The organism is Ruegeria sp. AF2, from assembly GCF_056542025.1.
This window is the reverse complement of the sequence record NZ_JBQFZC010000006.1, coordinates 14,065-31,748: the sequence shown is the minus strand read 5'-3', so window position 1 is coordinate 31,748 and position 17,684 is coordinate 14,065. Positions and strand designations below refer to the sequence as shown.

Below are 17,684 nucleotides of genomic sequence, written 5' to 3'. Positions count from 1 at the left end.
TTTTATTCCGACGTCTGCTTTGGGTAGGCGGGCCATTTATGCCTGACCCGCCATACCTTTCGAAGATCAGAACTTGCCGTTTTCGTGCGCCATTTCGGCTGGCGTAGGCGAAACTACGTCCCAATGTTCAACGATCTTTCCATCTTCGACTCGCCATAGGTCGAAGAAGGCCCAAGGGTTCCCGCTGACGGTGGCATCTGAGGCGACAAAGACAAAGTTGCCTTCGGCCACCACAATCTGCGGCTCGAATTTGGTGATCACATTCCCCTGCTCTGCCCAGGCTTTGGTGCCCTCGATCAGGCCATCGATCCCATCGGCAAGCATTGGATTGTGCTGCATATAGACCTCGGAATACATCGGAGCTTTCTCGGGCGCGGCACCGCCCAGAACGTCACGCACAAACCCCAGAACCAGCGCCTTGTTTTCTTCTGTTTTCTCAAGATCGGTGATCTCGGTCGGCCCATCTGTCATGCCACGGCCCGACACTGTTGTTTCAGGAACGGGCTGCAAATTGTCCCAATGTTCAGCAACTTTGCCATTCTCGACGCGGAATATGTCAAAGGCGGCGAGGGTCGGTGCACCAAAAGCGTCCGCGTTGTCGAACGTGCTGTGCAATACAACCATATCGCCCTCGGTGATGACCCGGTGGGTAGTTGCAGTCATCCCGGATTGTTCGACCAAAGGGATCAGGCCGGCCAGGCCTTCGGCTCCGGTCGGGACTTGCGGGTTGTGCTGAACATAGTCCGGGGTAACGAGCTGTAGCGCTGCCTCCGGATCATGTTCAGCAAAGGCAGCCGTAAAAAGTGCGATTACAAGTTCTTTGGGGGACATGTTGATTTCCTGTGATTCGTATCTACTGGATACGTGGTAGCAAATCCATACTACATTTCAATTACGTACTTTAAAATGACCTGGTATGCTTGAGGCTACTGCCTGAATTTTCAGGGAGTTGTACCGAAGCTAAGGTGACGCTATTGTGCGATTAAGTTTCGAAACAATACCAGAGACTGAGATGCTACCAATTGGTGTTGCCAACAAGGCAGAAGCTTCCAACTGCTCAATCCGTTCCGTACTGTCCAATGTGACGGGCAAATGGCGGATGATCATCATTCTTGCGCTGGAAGATGAGCCGAAACGCTTTGGCGATCTCAAGCGCTGTATCGGAGACATCACACAAAGTGTGTTGACCGAAAACCTGCGCGGGTTGCAACGTGATGGTTATTTGACCCGCACCGTCGATCCCGGACCGCCAGTGGCAGTGTCTTACGAATTGACACCTTTGGGCAGAAGCTTGCTTGAAATGCTGAAACCGCTCGTCTTCTGGTCGCATGAACAAATGGATGAAGTCAGGCGGTTACGCATGCAGTTCGACCGCGAACAGGCGAGTTGATTTTTATAGGCGAGATCGGGCAGCAGCTCAGAACCCGGCCTTTTTGAGCCCCTCGACAAAATGCTGCGTGTCGTCGGACAGGCGGTCTGGCTGAACCTTGGCCCAGCGCGACAATGAGAAATTGGGATGCGCTGCGCGGTGTTTGTCGGCGATCTGGCGGGCCATTTCCAGCTCGCCCTTATGGGCATAGCTGGCGGCCAGCACGCGCTGCCCCTCGGTCGGGTTGTTCATCTTGTTCACGCATGAGATCACGTCGTCATAGCGTTTGAGATTGTAATAGGCCCCGCCCAGATGCCACAGGTACTGATCGGGGAAATAGGGGTTCAGGCGCATCGCCTGCTGCAGATGTTTGATGGCGGTTTCGTTGTCGCCCCAATGGGCCAGCGCATCGGCGTAGTCCGAATGCATGTCCGCATCGTTGGGGTTAAGCTGCAGGGCGCGTTTGTAGGATTCGATCGCCGAGTCATGCTCTTTACGATAAAGCTGCACATAGCCCAGCTCTCCAAACCCGCGCGCGTCTGTGGGGTCAAGCTCCACCGCGCGCTGAGCCAGCGACAGGGCCTTGTCCAGCGCGCTGTTTGGGTCTTCGGTCCATGAATAGCGCCAATCGATGTTGAGCGTGCGTGACAGCGCCGCCGCGGCCCGTGCATACCCGCCGTCGCGCTCAAGCGCGGATTCATAGCAATGCTGCGCCTTGCGGTTGTCGTTGCGGGTATATTTGAAAATATGGTGCTGCCCCTGCAGAACCGAACCATAAGCCCGCAGATCTGACGGGATTGCCTGCACCATGCGCAGCTTTTCATGCGACTCGATCATGACTGCAGTGGCGGCAACGATGCACTCGGTCACCTCATCCAGAATATCGAAGATATCGTCGAGCTTACGGTCGAACCGTTCACCCCAGATGGTGCGCTCGGTGTTGGCGTCAATCAGCTCGGCCGTGATCCGGATACGACTGGACGAGCGGCGCACACTGCCGCGCGCGATATAGCGCACGTTCAGGCGCCGAGCGGCCTCTTGCGGCGACATCGACTGGGTCTTGAAGAAGAACGAGGAATTCCGGGCAATGATGAACAGGTTCCGGAACTTGGACAGGTTCATGATGATGTCGTCGGTCAGCCCTTCGGCAACCCAGCTATCATCTTCATCCCCGCCTTGGCTAGTAAAGGGCAGCACCGCAACCGACGGGTTATCGGGCCTTTCAAGCACTTCCAGCTGCATCTCAGGACGTAGGGTTGCGGCCATTGTTGCACCCTCGACCTCGGTTCGGACACAGTAGGTCGCGACCGGAGACATGATGTTCTTGAGCTGCTTGGGACCGAGGAATTCATAGCCATAGCGCAGGCGGTTACGGATCTGTTCATAGACGGCTGCGCTGACATAAACCCGTTCTGGCTCGGCAATCTCCTGCAGGCGGGCAGCGATATTGACGTTGTCACCATGGATGCCGCGTTCGTCCATCAGAACTTCGCCCATGTGAACGCCAGCGCGAAATTTGATGTTGTGCTCGTCATCCCGCGCCTGATTATGTTCCGCAGCGATCCGATGCAGTTCGATGCTGAACTCTACCGCACTGGTCGCCGTGTCGAATAAGGCAAGAATGCCGTCACCGCGCACTTCGATGATTTTGCCCTGATACTTTGAGCAAGCCGATTCAAGCTGCGAAAGCAAAGACTTCAACGCGTTATACGTATCCATCTCGTTCTCGCTCATCAGGCGGGAATAGCCGACAACGTCGGCAAAAAGCACCGCGCCTAGTTTCTGTTTTATTGATGCGTCCGAACCGGTCGTGTTCACTGGCAATACTCAATTGTGTTGTCATGTCGAATCCGACAGGACTGTTTTAGCAAAAAATGACTCAGAATACGTAACATTTTAGGTATCTGCACCGGAATCGGGGGGCCAAGACCACCCAGAGGCATCAAAACTGACCACTGTTTGGGTGCCTAACTCCTGCGCGAGCACCTCTCGACGCGCGATCCAGTCCTGCTGCAACATGCCGACGACAACCATGTCATGGAACTGCCCATCCGCGAACCAGGCTTGACGCATCGTGCCCTCGATCTCGCAGCCGATTCGCTGGATCAGATCACGGCTGCTGTGATTGTCGGCCCGGTAATACGAGGTGATACGGTTCAGCCCCAATTGCCGGAATGCGAAATCCAGCATCAGCGCAACCGAACGCACCGCCACGCCATGTCGACGGATGGATTTGTCGACAAAAACCGGAACCACCGCATCCCTGTTGACGCTGGAAATTGCTTCAAGCCCGGTCATCCCCACCAGATCACCACTGTCAGATTCGATTGCGAACCAGCATTTGCAGCAGTCCTTTGAGGCGTTTATCGCGTCTTCCCAATATTGCTCGGTCTGTACCAGGTTCTGCGGAATGCGCGACGTTCGGTCGAACAGTGCCAGGTCATGGATATCCTGAAACCAGCGCGCAACTGTTCCCAGATCCGCCTTTTCCAGAGGGCGCAATCTGAACAACCGGGGTGAGCTATCGGGCAAGAGAAAATATCCTCCGAGTACAATTCTGAAAATCTATTCGCGGGATACTAGCACGAAAATTTCAGAAACAATAAGAGGTTGTTCACACAACGCAGCCGTAGGCCGCTACCCGCTGAACGGGTGCAGCCGACAAACTTGTAATGGGTGGCAGGTCGTAAAGAAGCGTTACGATCAATCAGCGGTTTTCAGCGCGAATAAGGAAGATGTTGCGCAGGTAGATGGACAGGCCCATCGACTGACCCAGAATAAAGACCGGGTCACGGCGATAGATCGCATAGCTCAGCAGGATAAGCCCGCCGCCGATCGAAAGGTACCAGAACGCCATCGGGATGACGGATTTCTTGGCGCGCTCGGACGTGATCCATTGCACGATAAACCGGGCGCTGAACATCAGCTGACCGGCCAGACCGATAAAGACCCAGAGCGCCTCGGTCGGGCTGTCGACGTGCAGGATTTCCAGAATGGTTTCTTTCATGACCGGGACGCCTCGGTTGCGGAAACGGATTTGGCGCGGCGGGTCAGCCAGACGACGCCGAACAGATCCCAGATGCCGACCATGGCCCGCCCGAAATTGGTGTATTTGGATTCGCCCGACAAACGCTGCTGATGCGCCACATCCACCAGCGCGATATTCCAGCCATAGGCCTTAAACAGGGCGGGCAGATAACGGTGCATATGATTGAAAAAGGGCAGATCGAGGAAAGCCTGCCGTCGGAACGCCTTGAAACCGCAGCCGGTGTCGCGGGTGCCGTCTTTCAGCATCCAGCCCCGCAGTGCATTGGCAAAGCGCGAGGCAAGCTTCTTTGACGCAGTGTCTTGTCGGCCAACCCGTTGCCCCGCCACCAGGCCAATCGAGGCATCACCACCCGACACCAGCGGCGCCCAAATCTTTGGCAGCTCTTCCGGCGGGTTCTGTCCGTCGCCATCCAGCGTGCAGCAGATATCCGCGCGTGCCTCCTTGACGCCGGAATGCACGGCAGCACTTTGGCCACCGGCCGTTTTGTGCTGCAGGATGCGCAGTTGCGGACAGTCTTTCTGCATCTGTTGCAGCGCCGCAAAAGTGCCATCGGTCGATCCATCATCAACCGCGACAATCTCGAACGCGGGCAATTCGGTCGCAGCAGTGCAGATGCCCTGGATAAGACCAGGAACAGCCCCCTGTTCGTTATGCATGGGAATCACGATCGACACAGTGGGTCGATTGTCAGCGTTGGCATCATGATCAGCATGCATAGTGGATAGCTTTACTTGTTTCAGTCTCAGGGCTTTTGCGGGATCAACGGCGAAAATTCAAGTGGCCACCGCATCGCAGGCCAACATCTGCGCAACTTGTTGGGGCATTGTTCAGCGATGGGGCGGATTGAACCGTGTCTCCTATTCAGGGGCGGGCGTGACACCGGTTGCTGACCAATAGACCAAACCGTCAACCGCAGTTGGCTGCGTCTCGAGCCCGATCAGGTCAGGTGCCAGCTCAGACAACTCACCCTCCGAACAGAGCCCTCGCAGCGGGCCGGTGGTATAGCCGAACCTGTCGAGGTATTTGTGCAGCTCCAGCCGTCTGAGATAGACAAAGCGCCTACCGTTGGAAGCAAAGACCGATGCGGCCCCGGGCGGTACGCGCAACTTGCGGTCATAGGCGCAGAGCAGCAGGGTTTCATCCGGTTGCAGCATTGCACCCAAAGGGGTCAGAATCTCGGCCTCGGGCACGCCCAAACGCACGCGACCCTTGCCCAGATCGGTGGCATCGCGGTCATAGAACAGGCCGCCTGCAACAAAGACCAGACCCAGCGCGGCCACCATCCCGGCCCAGCGCAGGCGCTTGACCGAAAACAACAAACCGGTTGCCGCGACCATCAGCATCGGCAGGATCAGCAGGGTGTAGCGTGCATAAACCTTGCCGGCTGCGGCCCACATCATGATAACGAAGAACGCTGCTATCCCTGTTGCAGCAAGAAGTCTGGGCCGCTTTTGCAGAAATGGCAGAGCGCAGATGCCGACAAAACCCAGCAGCCGCAACCACGGCTCGCCCGCGATGATCAGATCATAGAGCTTCCCGAAGCCGCGATCGCTGAGCGATGGGCGAAAACGATCCAGCATCTCGCCTTTGATGTTGCCATCCAGCGAGTCGCCAAAGAGGAACCGAAGCTCTTGCAGGATCGGCCAGGCGAAGGCCAGCGGGATCGCAATCTTGAGCGTCCGGCGAAACGTTCTGTTCTGCCAGATCTCGCTAAACGGTTCCGTCTGCCATCTGTTGGTCAACTTCAGCGTCACTAGTGCCAGCGCTAGAAAGGCCAGCGGGGTTGGGCTTTTCTGCAAGGCGGCCAACACCAGAGTTGCGCCGAAATAAGGCCAGTATTTCGGCTTTTCCAACGCTGCCAGCAGGGCTGCAATTCCAAGGGTCGAAAAGAAAACCGCACCGGTATCAAGCATCGCGGATGTGGCGTGTTGCCAGAACTGAAGCGACGTGGCCACCAGCAGGACCGAAGGCAGCATGGCCCAGGGGCTGTCCGGGATCATCACCCGCGCCAGTACGGCCGTTGCCATCAGCGCGCCCAGCGCAAAGATCATCGACGGCAGGCGCAAGGCCAGAATATCAGATACGCCAAACTCCATCAGCAGCGCAGACATCCAATACTGCATGGGCGGTTTTTTCAGGCTAGGTTCGTTGTTGGAATAAACCGCCAGCCAGTCCCCATTGCGCGCAAAGCCTGTACTGCGGTCATAAGTGTAGAATTCATCGTAGTGATAGATGTTCCCAACACCCAGATCAGTCAGATACCAGGACCAGACCAGGACCATCACCAATGCGGTGACGAAGTAAGGAAGCAATCTTAGCCAATTTGGGGAGGTACCGGTCATGCTTTCCGTGGTCCTATCGCGTCATAGAAATATGTGGTGTTGATCCCGCCGGGCCTTGTTTGAAACTGCCGCGCGTCGCGCTCCCATTATTGCGTCGCCCGTCCAAGAGCAAGAAGTTTAGAAAGGCGACCGCGCTTGTCAGACTGCAGGCTTGGCCTCGTCGGGCAACATCAGGCTCAGCTCACCCTCTTTGAAGCCATCGAAGGACAAGTCCCAGCTGGCACCGGGCCAAAGCAGTTGCAACTGCTTCTTCGCAGGCCGATAGACCGCAGTATAGAGCGTGCCGAAACCTGATCTGAAAGCCGTTGAATAAAGCGGCGGACGCAGGAACGCATCGATAAACCGCTTCTCGCTTTCCGGGTGCTGGTTGAGACGGTTGAGCAAGAACCTTTCGCGTTCCACGGTGGCCGTAAAGCGCGCATGGGTGGACCATTCGACATGGCCCTGATGGTTGGTCGCCACTGGTTGGTCCGAGATTTGCGGGTGCCGGTCCGGGGCAAGGTACACCGTGCTGTGATTGTGTTTCGCATCCAGAACGGTGACGTTATAGCTCATATGACAAGGGATGCGACACAGGCAGTCAACCGCTTGCGCAGTGGTCTCGCAGGTTTGAAGGACATAGCGCAGGATCAGCGGCACGCCAAAGCCGTCGCCGACCTCGCGCCGCCCGCCAAAGGTGAGCGAGACCGTCAGACCGGCATCGTTGATGCCATCAAGCAGACCCAGAACGCCGTCGCTCATCCCGATGACCCCGCGCCCGCCCCATTGGGTTTTCAGCAGAGCGGCGTCAAAGGTTTTTGGATGGTAGTCGTAATTGCGCACCAGAAACGGTGTTTTGCCACGCCAAATCGCCTGGCTGCAGCCCGAAAGATATTTCGGCGGGCAGTAAAAGCTGAGAAACCGCGCCTGGCTGTCGCTGCCGCCGACCAATTCGACGATCTCTTCGTACAGCGGCAAAATCTCGGGCATGTGTTTTTGCAGGGCGCGCAGGCATTCGCGATAGGTGGGGCGGGCCGAATATCCCTCTTGCGCCCACCATTTGCGGTAGGCGGGCCAGTATTCGGCAAACAGCCCGGCCAGCTTGGGACCGGGCTGTTCCTCGTCGATTGAGCGAAAAACAAGCGCCATGGGGCTTTCTACATGATTTTGAAGGCGGGGTCTTCCATCGGTTGTGCGGCGGGCAGCGGTTCAGCCGTATAAGCCGAAGTGATCCCATGAATCCACTTCTTCGATTTGTCTGTCAGTTTGAAGCCCTTGGTCATCGACCGCCCGCGAGTCACGAGGATACCCAGATCAGCGCCCTCATAGCGGTAATCACCGACATTCGAGATACGCAGGAAGAACGCTTCGTTCTCGCCCACCGCGCGGCGGTGATAGTCGAAGCGGTCGAACACGACGCGGCCATCTTCCAGCATCTTGTAGATGCCCGACTGTGGGGCCTGCGTGATCCGGTCGACACTGTCATCGGTGTGTTTGATTACCATTTGCGACCAGCTGTCGATCATGTCCGGATCCGCCCAGCGGGCATTCAGTTCCTCGACATCCAGCTCGAAGGGCTTCTTTGAAAACTCCAGCAGATGGAACAGAAACAGCGGCGCATCGGCGTGTGCAAAGGCCGCGTGGTTGGTCATCGAACTGGCGCCAGTGATGCGGGGGTTCAGTTCACCCAGCCACAGCTCATCGGTTTTCTTGTCGATCAGGAAGTCGAGTTCGAAATAGCCGCGATAGCCGGATTTCCGCAGTTCTTCACCGAACTGGAACGTCAGCTGCCGGGCCTGTTCGCGGGCCTTAGGTGGGAAAGCGGTCGAGAAAATCTCATTCCCGCACCAGCCGCCGCGATAAGGCGTGAGTTCCTTGAAGCCCACAAGCTCAGTCATCAGCGGGCCAACGATGGTACCCTCCGAGGTCGCACAGGCCTCGATCGCCGCCCCGCGACAATCGATCCGCTTCATTATCTTGATCTCGCCTTCGCCGATGATCTCGTCTTTGTGCTTGTTGAAATCGGCCTCGGACTTGATGAAAAACGTCGTATGGCCACTGTCGCCGAAGGCGGATTGTAGCACCAGATCATTCCCCAATCCGGCCTTTTCGCAGATCTTTTTCAGGTGATCATAGCTTTTGACAACGCTCAACGTGTTGGGCACCGAAGGCACACCCGCCTTATTGCCGATACGGACAGTTTCGATCTTGTTGTCACATTTGGTGCGCAGCCTGGCTTTGGGGAACCACAGCTGACCGCCAAGCTCCTTGACGAGCTTCTCGGTCGTCTCGTCGAACATCAGGAAGACAAACTTGGGCTTGCCGCCGCGCCGCTTGACCAGGTCGATGACCTCTTTGTGCTGCAGCAGATAATTGTTGATGTCTTCGATGGACTGAAACTCATCATGCGGCATTTCCGAAGGCACAAACACGTTCGGATGTCGCCCGTCAAAGCAATCCATGTAGCAGATATAGGTGAAGTTCATCACCCATTCATCCAGCCCCAACAGGTTGAAATTGGTTGCCGATACGAAATAGATCGGGTCCTTGTTGGTATGGAAATACCGGCGGATTTCCGAGATGTTTTTCAGCACCTTCTTTGGCATGATTGTTGTCCTCCCTGACCCCTTAGGGGTTCTTTACTGACTTCAAAGCGTCTTCGGTAAAAATGCGCAGGCCCAGATCGGCACGGAATCCATGGATTTCCGAGACGTCCAGTTCCTGCATGAATTTGAGGATTTCGGGGCTGATCACCTGCCCCGGTACCAAAATGGGAAAGCCCGGCGGATAGGGAATCACGAAGGTGGCCGAGACCATCTCTTCCCCGGCTTCGAGCCGTTCCAACATCTCCTTGTCGGGTTCGACATAGTCGCAATTGTCTTCGTCATAGGACAGGAAAAACGCCGTACGGATGTCACCGGCTTCGGTACCTGCTTCACAGCGGAACGCATCGTGGAACCGACTAAAATCGGGCAGAGGTGGGACGTGTTCGCTCAGATTCCTGACGCGCTTTTCAAAGGCCCGTTTTTCCATCTTCGAGGCATCGTCCATCAGATCGTCCAACTCCTTGGCGATCTCGACCAGAACCTCGATCAGATAAGCGACCGAGCTGCGCGTGGTGCCGATATTAGTCATAAACAGCACGGTATTACGTGAGGTCTTGTTGATCTGAATGCCGTATTTATCCATCAGGATCTTGGTCTTGAACGTATCGCCGTCCCAGCCCGTGGCGCCCACATGCAGCGTGATGCGGGTGGCATCCAGAACAAACTCGTCCTTGGCCCAGCAATCCCAAACATCGGCCCATCCCTGATCGGGATCGAAATAGCTGGTCATGCCGCTTTCGCGATATTGCTCGGGGATCATGTCGCCCGCCGTGACCAGCCTGAAATACTTTCTGAGCAGCGGATGGGTCGTCACGGCCCGGCGAATTGCCATCGCGCTTTCGACCTGCCGCTGGACGAATTCGTATCCTTCGATCTCAACCTGTCTGCGCCCAACATCCAATGAGGCGATGATCTGATAGTTGGGCGAGGTCGAGGTGTGGGTCATATAGGCCTCGTGAAACGCCTCTTCGACCGCACCTTTGAACTGCTGGTCATTGACGTGGATCATCGAACCCTGCCGCAGCGCAGTCAGCGTTTTATGCGTTGATTGTGTGGCATAGACCCTAACGCGTGCATCGGGCGGTGCGATTAGGCGGGTGTTCAGAAGGGTTTCATCATCCGCGCCCCTCAGTTCCTCCTGCTGGTTGGCATAAGCCTCGGCATGTTCTGGGGTGCGGAATTGTTCGCGCAGGATATTGGCTGATCGCATCGCAGTACGTACGCGCGAATTTGGGGCAAAGCGCGCGTAACCGAACCACGCCTCATCCCACAGGAACACAAGGTCCTTTTTGATCGCCAGGCATTCCTGCATCACCCGCTGCACGTTGTAGACGATGCCATCGAATGTGCAGTTGGTCAGCAGCACCATACGAACCTGATCCAGCTTGCCTTCGGCCTTCAGGGTCAAAAGCTTGTGCTTGATCTCTCGGATCGGTACCGCGCCATACATCGAGTAATCATGCAGCGGATAGCTGTCCATATAGACCACGCTCGCTCCCGCCAGCACCATGCCGTAGTGGTGCGATTTGTGGCAGTCGCGGTCGATCAGCACGATGTCTCCGGGCCGGACCAGAGCTTGCACCACGATCTTGTTGCAGGTCGAGGTGCCATTCGTGGCAAAAAACGTCTGTTTAGAGCCGAATGCGCGGGCGGCAGCCTCCTGCGCCTCTTTTATCGGACCTTTGGGTTCCAGCAGCGAATCCAGCCCGCCAGACGTGGCCGAAGTTTCCGCCATGAAGATATTTGATCCGTAGAACGCCCCCATGTCCTGAATCCAGTGGCTTCGACTGATCGATTTACCCCGGCTGATCGGCATTGCGTGGAACACGCCCGTGGGCTGTTTTGAGTATTCCTTGAGCGCCGTGAAGAACGGCGTCTTATAGCGCCGCTGCACTCCGCGCAGGATGTTCAGGTGCAATTCCAGAAAGTCTTCCTGATTGTAGAACACCCGCCGGCACAGGCCCAGATCGAGACCGGCAATATCTTCCGCCGAACGGTCGGTGATTAGATAAGCGTCCAGCTCGGGGCGCAGCATGCCGATCCTGCGGCAGGTTTCAGGGCCGTATTCCGAGGGGGACAGCGCATCAAGATCGGCGCCCTCGCCATAGAGGCTGATATAGCGGCCCAAAACATTGGTTTCGTTCTTGGACTTCAGGCTAAGGCCCGGGCGAACAATGACCGCCTGTACATTCTGGTTGAACAGAACCCCGATCAGCGCATCCTCGACACTGGGAACGACAACGGTTTCATAAATAAACGGATCTTCACTGCGGCGCATCCGTTGCAGGCTGGTTTGCAGGAACCGTTCCTGATGTTCGTTGACCTTGTCAACGATCATCACCTCGAAATATGGGCGGCCCAGCGCGCGGGCTTCATGGCTTTGAGTGGACTCGTCCTCGAACTCATCAACCTCGGTCTCATCCGCGATCAGCGGGATCGAGCGGCGACGATAGGCCCCTGAGGTCAGCGCCCGCGACACCCGGCGCACGGCGGTTGAAAAATCGCCAAAGTTTCCATGGTCCAGCAAACGACGCAGATAGTCGAACGCCGATCCGCCCGGAAAAGCGAAATACACCTCGATCGGGGCCAGCGCCTGCAGCAACTGCCGTGCCCGGTCCCGATCTTTTTCGTTACCGCCCTGATCCAGGGACTCGGCCGTTTCCCGCAACGCGCTCCATCGGTCTGCCCTCAATTGCGAGGCGCTGTAGTAGTCCGAGATGGTGTGGAGCTTTTCGCTATCGGAAATGCCGTGCATGAAATTTTTCCTTTCTGCCGATACCGAAAAGCTGGGCCGGTATCAGTCTGTGCCAGAGCGCCCTTTGTAGAGATACAGATTGTCGGGCTTGGTCGCGGCGTCTTCAGTATATCCCAGCGCCGTTCTGGGGTCGGATGCAGCGACGCCCGCAACGTCGCCTTTCTGCGGAATGCGCAGCGGGCCGAGCGTGTGCAGATAGGCATCCGCCCCGCTGGTACGGTCATAGACCGGGAACTCCGCCTCGCGGTCGCGGAAGCTTTTGAGAACCTGCCCCAGACCTTTCAGTCCGACCTCGCGTTGGCGGCGGACCTGATCAAGATCGATCTCGATAGGGAAGATATCCTCCTGTCCCGCAGACTGGTGCAGCACGGTGGCCGAGGGATCAACGACCAGTGAGCGGCCCACGCCCCCGGCGGCCAGCCCGTTCACGTCAAACACATAGCATTGGAACTGCGCAGCGGTCGCCTTGGCGATCGACAGCTCGGCCTCGCGGTCGGTTGTGCCGGTCAAAACCGGGTGCAGCAGAACCTCGACCCCTTGGCTAGTCAAGTGGCGGGTGGTTTCGGGGAACCAGATATCGTAGCAGATCGACAGGCCAAACCGGCCCACATCCGGCACATCAAAGATGCAGAATTCGGTACCCGATGCTATGTTCTGTTCATAAGGCTTGAACGGGAACATCTTGGAGTATTTTGAGACGATCTCACCTTCGGGGTTGATCACCACCGAGGTGTTGAAAATCCGTCCATCTTCGTGCTTTTCGAACATCGAACCGGGGATCAGCCAGATCCCATAACGCCGAGCGGCATCCTGAAAGCGCGACAGGTCGTCATTGGGAAAGGGCTGGGCAAACCGGTCGAGCGGACCATGAGGCGCCAGTTCGCTGAACAGGGCCATCTGGGTCCAGGGGAACCGTGCCATCATAATGTCGATCCGGTGCAGCATCGCGTCGACATTCGACTGCAACGCACCGACATGCATCTGGATTCCGGTTATCGCAAAAGGGGTCATTTTTCGTTTCTTCTCATTTTCTTGCCGATTGCGACCGCCGATTTGATCCGGCGTTCTTCATCGGAACATAAAACCGTGTGGTCACGCAAGCCTGCTGTCCTCAGGCTATGGTTTTCCGAGGCGACTGCCTTCATACTGCGGCTTCCTCGGCGGTATCTTCTGCCTGCGGTTCCACAAAATCGATGTCGTTGCGAACCCAGAAGAACCGGAATCCGCAACTGCGCAGCCATTTCTCGAGCCGATCAAGGCTGGACCACTCCCGCCGCAGCCCGCGCGTGGATTCGACCAGCGCCCATTGGCCATCGACCAGAAAGTACACAGTCCAGGTATTGGGATGCGCCGAGTGGTTGGCAAAGCCACCGCTGATCACCTCACGCGCCGTGCGAACGGCGACCGGATAGTCGCCGATGCGACCCTCAGCCGCGAGAATGGCCAGATCGTTTTGACGGATCGTGAATGTGGGAAGGGGGGCGTCGTTCATGCAGCCTCGATCTGCGCCGCGTCTAGAAGCGCTTTGCGCCGTTCACTGATATCCGCTGGCTTCAGGTTTTCGACGCGGGTCGCCAACGTCCAGACATGACCGAACGGATCGGCAATCGTGGCGCAGCGTTCGCCCCAATAGGTGTCCGCCGCCTCAGCGATCAGGCTGGCACCGCTTTCCAACGCGGCTGCAAGGGCAGTGTCCACATCTTCGACATACATATGATGTCCAATCGGTGTGACTGTGCCCGGAACGGCGGGGCCGTGCGCACCCCATCCGGCGGTGACAAACAGCATCGAGTTGCCGATCTTGATCGAGGCAAAGCCGGGGGCCTCATCTGCGTCATAGGCCTGTATCTTCGCATCAAAGGCGCTTTCGTAGAAAGTTAGCGCGGCATCGACGTCGGCGACGGCAAGCGATGCGGTGCAGGTGCGATAGCCACGTGGCAGAGTGGCAGGTTTCTTTTTCATTCCGGTACTCTCTGAATTGGGCGGCGGACACCCTGAATTATCTGCAGGAATTTCCCGCACTATGCATCATACTGTGGATCAAACCAGGAGATACTGCAACACTATGATGCATAGTGCTGAAATTTCTGCCGTGATGCTTAGAATGTAGGCGGAGTGCAGGCGCTGATGACCCGGCAAACTTCGGGGCCGACCTGCCTGAACCGGTGCGGGGTGCGACTGTCGAAATAATAAGCATCGCCTGGTCCCAGTACCTTGCGCTTATCGCCCACGGTCACCTCCACCCGACCCGAGATGACAATACCGCCCTCTTCCGCCTCATGCCCGTACATCACGCGACCGGTGTCAGCCCCTAACTCGTAAGTTTCCTGCAAGATCATCATCGCGCGACCATGCAGGTTTGATCCTACCTGCCGCAGAGACAGCCCACCCTTTCCGATCTCAGTAAGTTCTTCTGAGGCATAAAACACGGTCTGCTCAGGTTCGATTTCGAAGGAAAAGAAATCGGACATGCCAATCGGTATGCCTTGCAGAATACGCCGTAACGCACCAACCGATGGATTCATCTTGCCCGACTCGATCAGCGAGATGGTTGAGTTCGGCACATCCGACTTCTTGGCCAGCGCCCGCTGAGATAAGCCTGCACGCTCTCGCAAGGTTCGCAGGCGCAATCCGAGGGTCAAATCCTCTTGGCTGGTGTTCTTCATGTTCAGTATCCGCAACACTTGATCCTGCCGGGACGGTAAATCAATGGCTTATGAATCACAAGAAACAGGCTTTCGCTTGCAGGCGCAGATACTACAGTCGCGCAGTCAAACTTACGGGCACCGCGCCCGGAAACGGGAAAGGACGCAAGATGCTGAACGCTCAGATTGCTGAACGCCGGAATACCTCGATCGCGCAGGGCGTGGGAATGCAGACACAAGTCTATGTGGACCGTGCCGTGAATTCCGAGGTCTGGGATGTCGAAGGCAAACGCTATATTGATTTCGCCGCAGGCATCGCCGTTGTGAACACCGGGCATTGCCACCCCAAGGTGATGGAGGCTGTTCAGAAACAGGCCGCGAACTTCACCCATACCTGCCATCAGGTTCTGCCTTATGAGAACTACATCCGCCTGGCCGAGCGCCTGAACGAGAAGGTGCCCGGCGACTTCACCAAGAAAACCGTCTTTGTCACTACAGGTGCCGAGGCGGTCGAGAATGCCGTCAAGATCGCGCGTGCTGCCACTGGCCGCCCGGCTGTAGTGGCCTTTGGCGGCGCTTTTCACGGCCGCACCTTCATGGGCATGTCGCTGACCGGCAAGGTTCAGCCCTATAAAGCAGGCTTCGGCGCGATGATGCCCGATACCTATCACGTCCCGTTCCCGATCGATCTGCATGGCACCTCGACCGAAGATTCGCTGGGTGCTTTGACTAAACTGTTCAAGGCCGATCTTGATCCGGGCCGGGTGGCCGCGATCATCATCGAACCGGTTCAGGGCGAAGGTGGCTTCTACCCCGCTCCGGCTGAGTTGATGCGTGGTCTGCGCGCGCTTTGCGACGAACATGGCATCGTTCTGATTGCCGATGAGGTACAGACCGGCTTTGCGCGCACTGGCAACCTGTTCGCGATGGACGCTTATGACGTCTCTGCTGATATCACCACCATGGCCAAAGGTCTGGCCGGTGGTCTGCCGCTGGCCGCCGTCACCGGTCGTGCCGAGCTGATGGACGCCGCGCACCCGGGTGGTTTGGGCGGAACCTATGGCGGCAACCCGCTGGGGATCGCCGCCGCCCATGCTGTGATGGATGTGATCGAGGAAGAAGACCTGTGCACGCGCGCCAATGAGCTGGGCTCGCGCTTGAAACAGCGTCTGGAATCGATCCGTTCCCGCACGCCCGAGATCGTAGATATTCGTGGTCCGGGCCTTATGGTTGCGGCCGAGTTCAACACGACCGACGGCAGCGCCCCAAATCCCGATATGGCAAACGCCATACGGGTCGAGGCATTGAAGCGTGGATTGATCCTGCTGACATGTGGCGTATATGGGAACGTAATTCGTTTCCTCGCGCCGTTGACGGTGCAGGACGAAATCTTCGCCGAGGCCATGGATATCCTCGAAGCCTCGATCGACGCTGCCAAAGGAGCCTGAACATGCTGGATACCAAAGTGACCAAGCTGGAGCTGAAAGATCCCAGCCTTCTGGAACCCCGCGCCTATATCAACGGTGAATGGGTCGAAGGTGAGGCAACGTTCCCTGTCTACAACCCTGCAACCGGTGATCTGATCGCCAATGTGACAGATGTCAGCATCGAAGGCACAACACAGACCATCGATGCAGCTTACGCTGCGAAGAAGGAATGGGCTGCTCAGACTGGCAAGGAACGCGCCGCCATTCTGCGCAAATGGTTCGACCTGATGGTCGAAAACGCAGACGATCTGGCAACCATCCTGACCGCCGAGATGGGTAAACCCTGGCCCGAGGCGCGCGGTGAAATCCTATATGGCGCGTCCTTTATCGAGTGGTTCTCGGAAGAGGCCAAGCGTGTTTACGGCGACGTCATCCCCGGCCACCAGCGCGACAAGCGCATCGTGGTGCTGAAGCAGCCCGTGGGCGTAGTGGGATCAATCACGCCTTGGAATTTCCCCAACGCGATGATCGCGCGCAAAGTTGGCCCGGCGCTGGCCGTGGGCTGTACTTTTGTGGCGCGCCCAGCGACGTTGACGCCGCTGTCGGCGACGGCGATGGCGGTTTTGGGTGAACGTGCGGGTATACCAGCGGGCGTGTTCAACGTGATCCCGGGCACAGACAGCTCGGGCGTTGGTAATGAGCTTTGCACCAATGACAAGGTCGCCAAGATCACCTTCACCGGCTCGACCCGTGTAGGACAGATCCTGATGCGTCAGGCGGCGGGCACCATCAAGAAGATGTCGCTGGAACTGGGCGGTAACGCACCATTCATCGTCTTTGACGATGCCGACGTGGATGCCGCCGTGGATGGCGCGATGATCGCGAAGTTCCGCAACAATGGCCAGACCTGCGTCTGTGCCAACCGCATCTATGTGCAGGCGGGCGTCTATGACGAGTTTGCTGCCAAGCTGGCCGAGAAGACAAAATCTTTGAATGTCGGCGACGGCTTTGGCGACGGCATCACCACAGGTCCCCTGATCAATCAGGCGGCGGTCGACAAAGTTGAAGAACATATCTCGGACGCGGTTTCCAAAGGGGCGACTGTAACGCTGGGTGGCAAACGCTCGGATCTGGGTGGAACATTCTTTGAACCCACCGTTCTGACTGGCGTAACCCGCGACATGGTTGTGGCAAAGGACGAAACCTTCGGCCCCGTCGCTCCGCTGTTCAAATTCGAGGAAGAAGACGACGTCGTCAGCATGGCCAATGACAGCGAGTTCGGCCTGGCCTCGTATTTCTACAGCCGCGATCTGGCGCGCGTCTGGCGTGTGGCCGAGGCGCTGGAATCGGGCATGGTGGGCATCAACACTGGCCTGATCTCGACCGAAGTCGCCCCGTTCGGCGGTGTCAAACAATCCGGTCTGGGCCGTGAGGGTTCGAAATACGGGATCGAGGATTTCCTTGAGATGAAGTATCTCTGCATGGGTGAAATTCAGTAAGCGCCTCGTGCCT

17 protein-coding genes are annotated in these 17,684 nt (G+C 57.2%); 3 read left to right on the top strand and 14 right to left on the bottom strand.

Features of this window, described 5'->3' with window-relative positions:
- Positions 1-66 precede the first annotated feature (66 nt).
- Positions 67-831 (bottom strand): nuclear transport factor 2 family protein, encoded by a 765-nt coding sequence (locus ACR0NM_RS17020; protein ID WP_480615826.1) that lies wholly within the window; start codon positions 829-831, stop codon positions 67-69.
- 181 nt (positions 832-1,012) lie between these two features.
- Here ACR0NM_RS17020 and ACR0NM_RS17015 point away from each other — a divergent pair, with 181 nt between their 5' ends.
- Complete coding sequence (locus ACR0NM_RS17015) at positions 1,013-1,390, top strand: winged helix-turn-helix transcriptional regulator (protein ID WP_170397987.1); 378 nt, start codon at positions 1,013-1,015, stop codon at positions 1,388-1,390.
- Between the two features lie 27 nt (positions 1,391-1,417).
- On the opposite strand, the gene ACR0NM_RS17010 is transcribed toward ACR0NM_RS17015, so the two are convergent.
- The 13 genes from ACR0NM_RS17010 to ACR0NM_RS16950 form a co-directional block, all read right to left on the bottom strand.
- Complete coding sequence (locus ACR0NM_RS17010; RefSeq protein WP_170407986.1) at positions 1,418-3,187, bottom strand: adenylate/guanylate cyclase domain-containing protein; 1,770 nt, start codon at positions 3,185-3,187, stop codon at positions 1,418-1,420.
- 78 nt (positions 3,188-3,265) lie between these two features.
- On the bottom strand, positions 3,266-3,901 hold the full coding sequence (locus tag ACR0NM_RS17005) for a GNAT family N-acetyltransferase (protein ID WP_170397983.1): 636 nt from the start codon (positions 3,899-3,901) through the stop codon (positions 3,266-3,268).
- Positions 3,902-4,076: 175 nt separating this feature from the next.
- Entirely contained in the window at positions 4,077-4,376 is a 300-nt protein-coding gene (locus ACR0NM_RS17000; RefSeq protein WP_039542759.1) for a lipid-A-disaccharide synthase N-terminal domain-containing protein, read from the bottom strand.
- The gene (locus ACR0NM_RS16995; RefSeq protein ID WP_170407982.1) at positions 4,373-5,134 is read right to left on the bottom strand and encodes a glycosyltransferase family 2 protein; all 762 of its coding nucleotides are present in this window, start codon (positions 5,132-5,134) and stop codon (positions 4,373-4,375) included. The genes ACR0NM_RS17000 and ACR0NM_RS16995 overlap by 4 nt, the downstream gene beginning before the upstream one ends.
- A 141-nt stretch (positions 5,135-5,275) precedes the next feature.
- The gene (locus tag ACR0NM_RS16990) at positions 5,276-6,760 is read right to left on the bottom strand and encodes an ArnT family glycosyltransferase (protein WP_480615824.1); all 1,485 of its coding nucleotides are present in this window, start codon (positions 6,758-6,760) and stop codon (positions 5,276-5,278) included.
- Positions 6,761-6,898: 138 nt separating this feature from the next.
- Positions 6,899-7,888, bottom strand: a complete 990-nt coding sequence (locus tag ACR0NM_RS16985) for a C45 family autoproteolytic acyltransferase/hydolase (protein ID WP_480615822.1) — start codon at positions 7,886-7,888, stop codon at positions 6,899-6,901.
- An 8-nt stretch (positions 7,889-7,896) separates the two neighbouring features.
- Positions 7,897-9,345, bottom strand: a complete 1,449-nt coding sequence (locus ACR0NM_RS16980) for a biotin carboxylase (protein ID WP_480615820.1) — start codon at positions 9,343-9,345, stop codon at positions 7,897-7,899.
- A gap of 22 nt (positions 9,346-9,367) precedes the next feature.
- Positions 9,368-12,100, bottom strand: a complete 2,733-nt coding sequence (locus tag ACR0NM_RS16975) for an aminotransferase class I/II-fold pyridoxal phosphate-dependent enzyme (RefSeq protein WP_480615818.1) — start codon at positions 12,098-12,100, stop codon at positions 9,368-9,370.
- 42 nt (positions 12,101-12,142) lie between these two features.
- Positions 12,143-13,111 (bottom strand): carbon-nitrogen hydrolase family protein, encoded by a 969-nt coding sequence (locus tag ACR0NM_RS16970; protein ID WP_170407972.1) that lies wholly within the window; start codon positions 13,109-13,111, stop codon positions 12,143-12,145.
- On the bottom strand, positions 13,108-13,245 hold the full coding sequence (locus tag ACR0NM_RS16965) for a hypothetical protein (protein WP_170684571.1): 138 nt from the start codon (positions 13,243-13,245) through the stop codon (positions 13,108-13,110). Before ACR0NM_RS16965 ends, ACR0NM_RS16970 begins: the two co-directional genes overlap by 4 nt.
- On the bottom strand, positions 13,242-13,592 hold the full coding sequence (locus ACR0NM_RS16960; RefSeq protein WP_170397963.1) for a hypothetical protein: 351 nt from the start codon (positions 13,590-13,592) through the stop codon (positions 13,242-13,244). Before ACR0NM_RS16960 ends, ACR0NM_RS16965 begins: the two co-directional genes overlap by 4 nt.
- Positions 13,589-14,062 (bottom strand): VOC family protein, encoded by a 474-nt coding sequence (locus ACR0NM_RS16955; RefSeq protein ID WP_170819077.1) that lies wholly within the window; start codon positions 14,060-14,062, stop codon positions 13,589-13,591. Before ACR0NM_RS16955 ends, ACR0NM_RS16960 begins: the two co-directional genes overlap by 4 nt.
- Before the next feature lie 137 nt (positions 14,063-14,199).
- On the bottom strand, positions 14,200-14,766 hold the full coding sequence (locus ACR0NM_RS16950) for a cupin domain-containing protein (protein ID WP_170425413.1): 567 nt from the start codon (positions 14,764-14,766) through the stop codon (positions 14,200-14,202).
- Between the two features lie 149 nt (positions 14,767-14,915).
- Here ACR0NM_RS16950 and ACR0NM_RS16945 point away from each other — a divergent pair, with 149 nt between their 5' ends.
- On the top strand, positions 14,916-16,193 hold the full coding sequence (locus tag ACR0NM_RS16945; RefSeq protein WP_170397954.1) for a 4-aminobutyrate--2-oxoglutarate transaminase: 1,278 nt from the start codon (positions 14,916-14,918) through the stop codon (positions 16,191-16,193).
- Positions 16,194-16,195: 2 nt separating this feature from the next.
- Entirely contained in the window at positions 16,196-17,671 is a 1,476-nt protein-coding gene (locus ACR0NM_RS16940) for an NAD-dependent succinate-semialdehyde dehydrogenase (RefSeq protein WP_170609187.1), read from the top strand.
- The last annotated feature ends 13 nt before the right edge of the window (positions 17,672-17,684 follow it).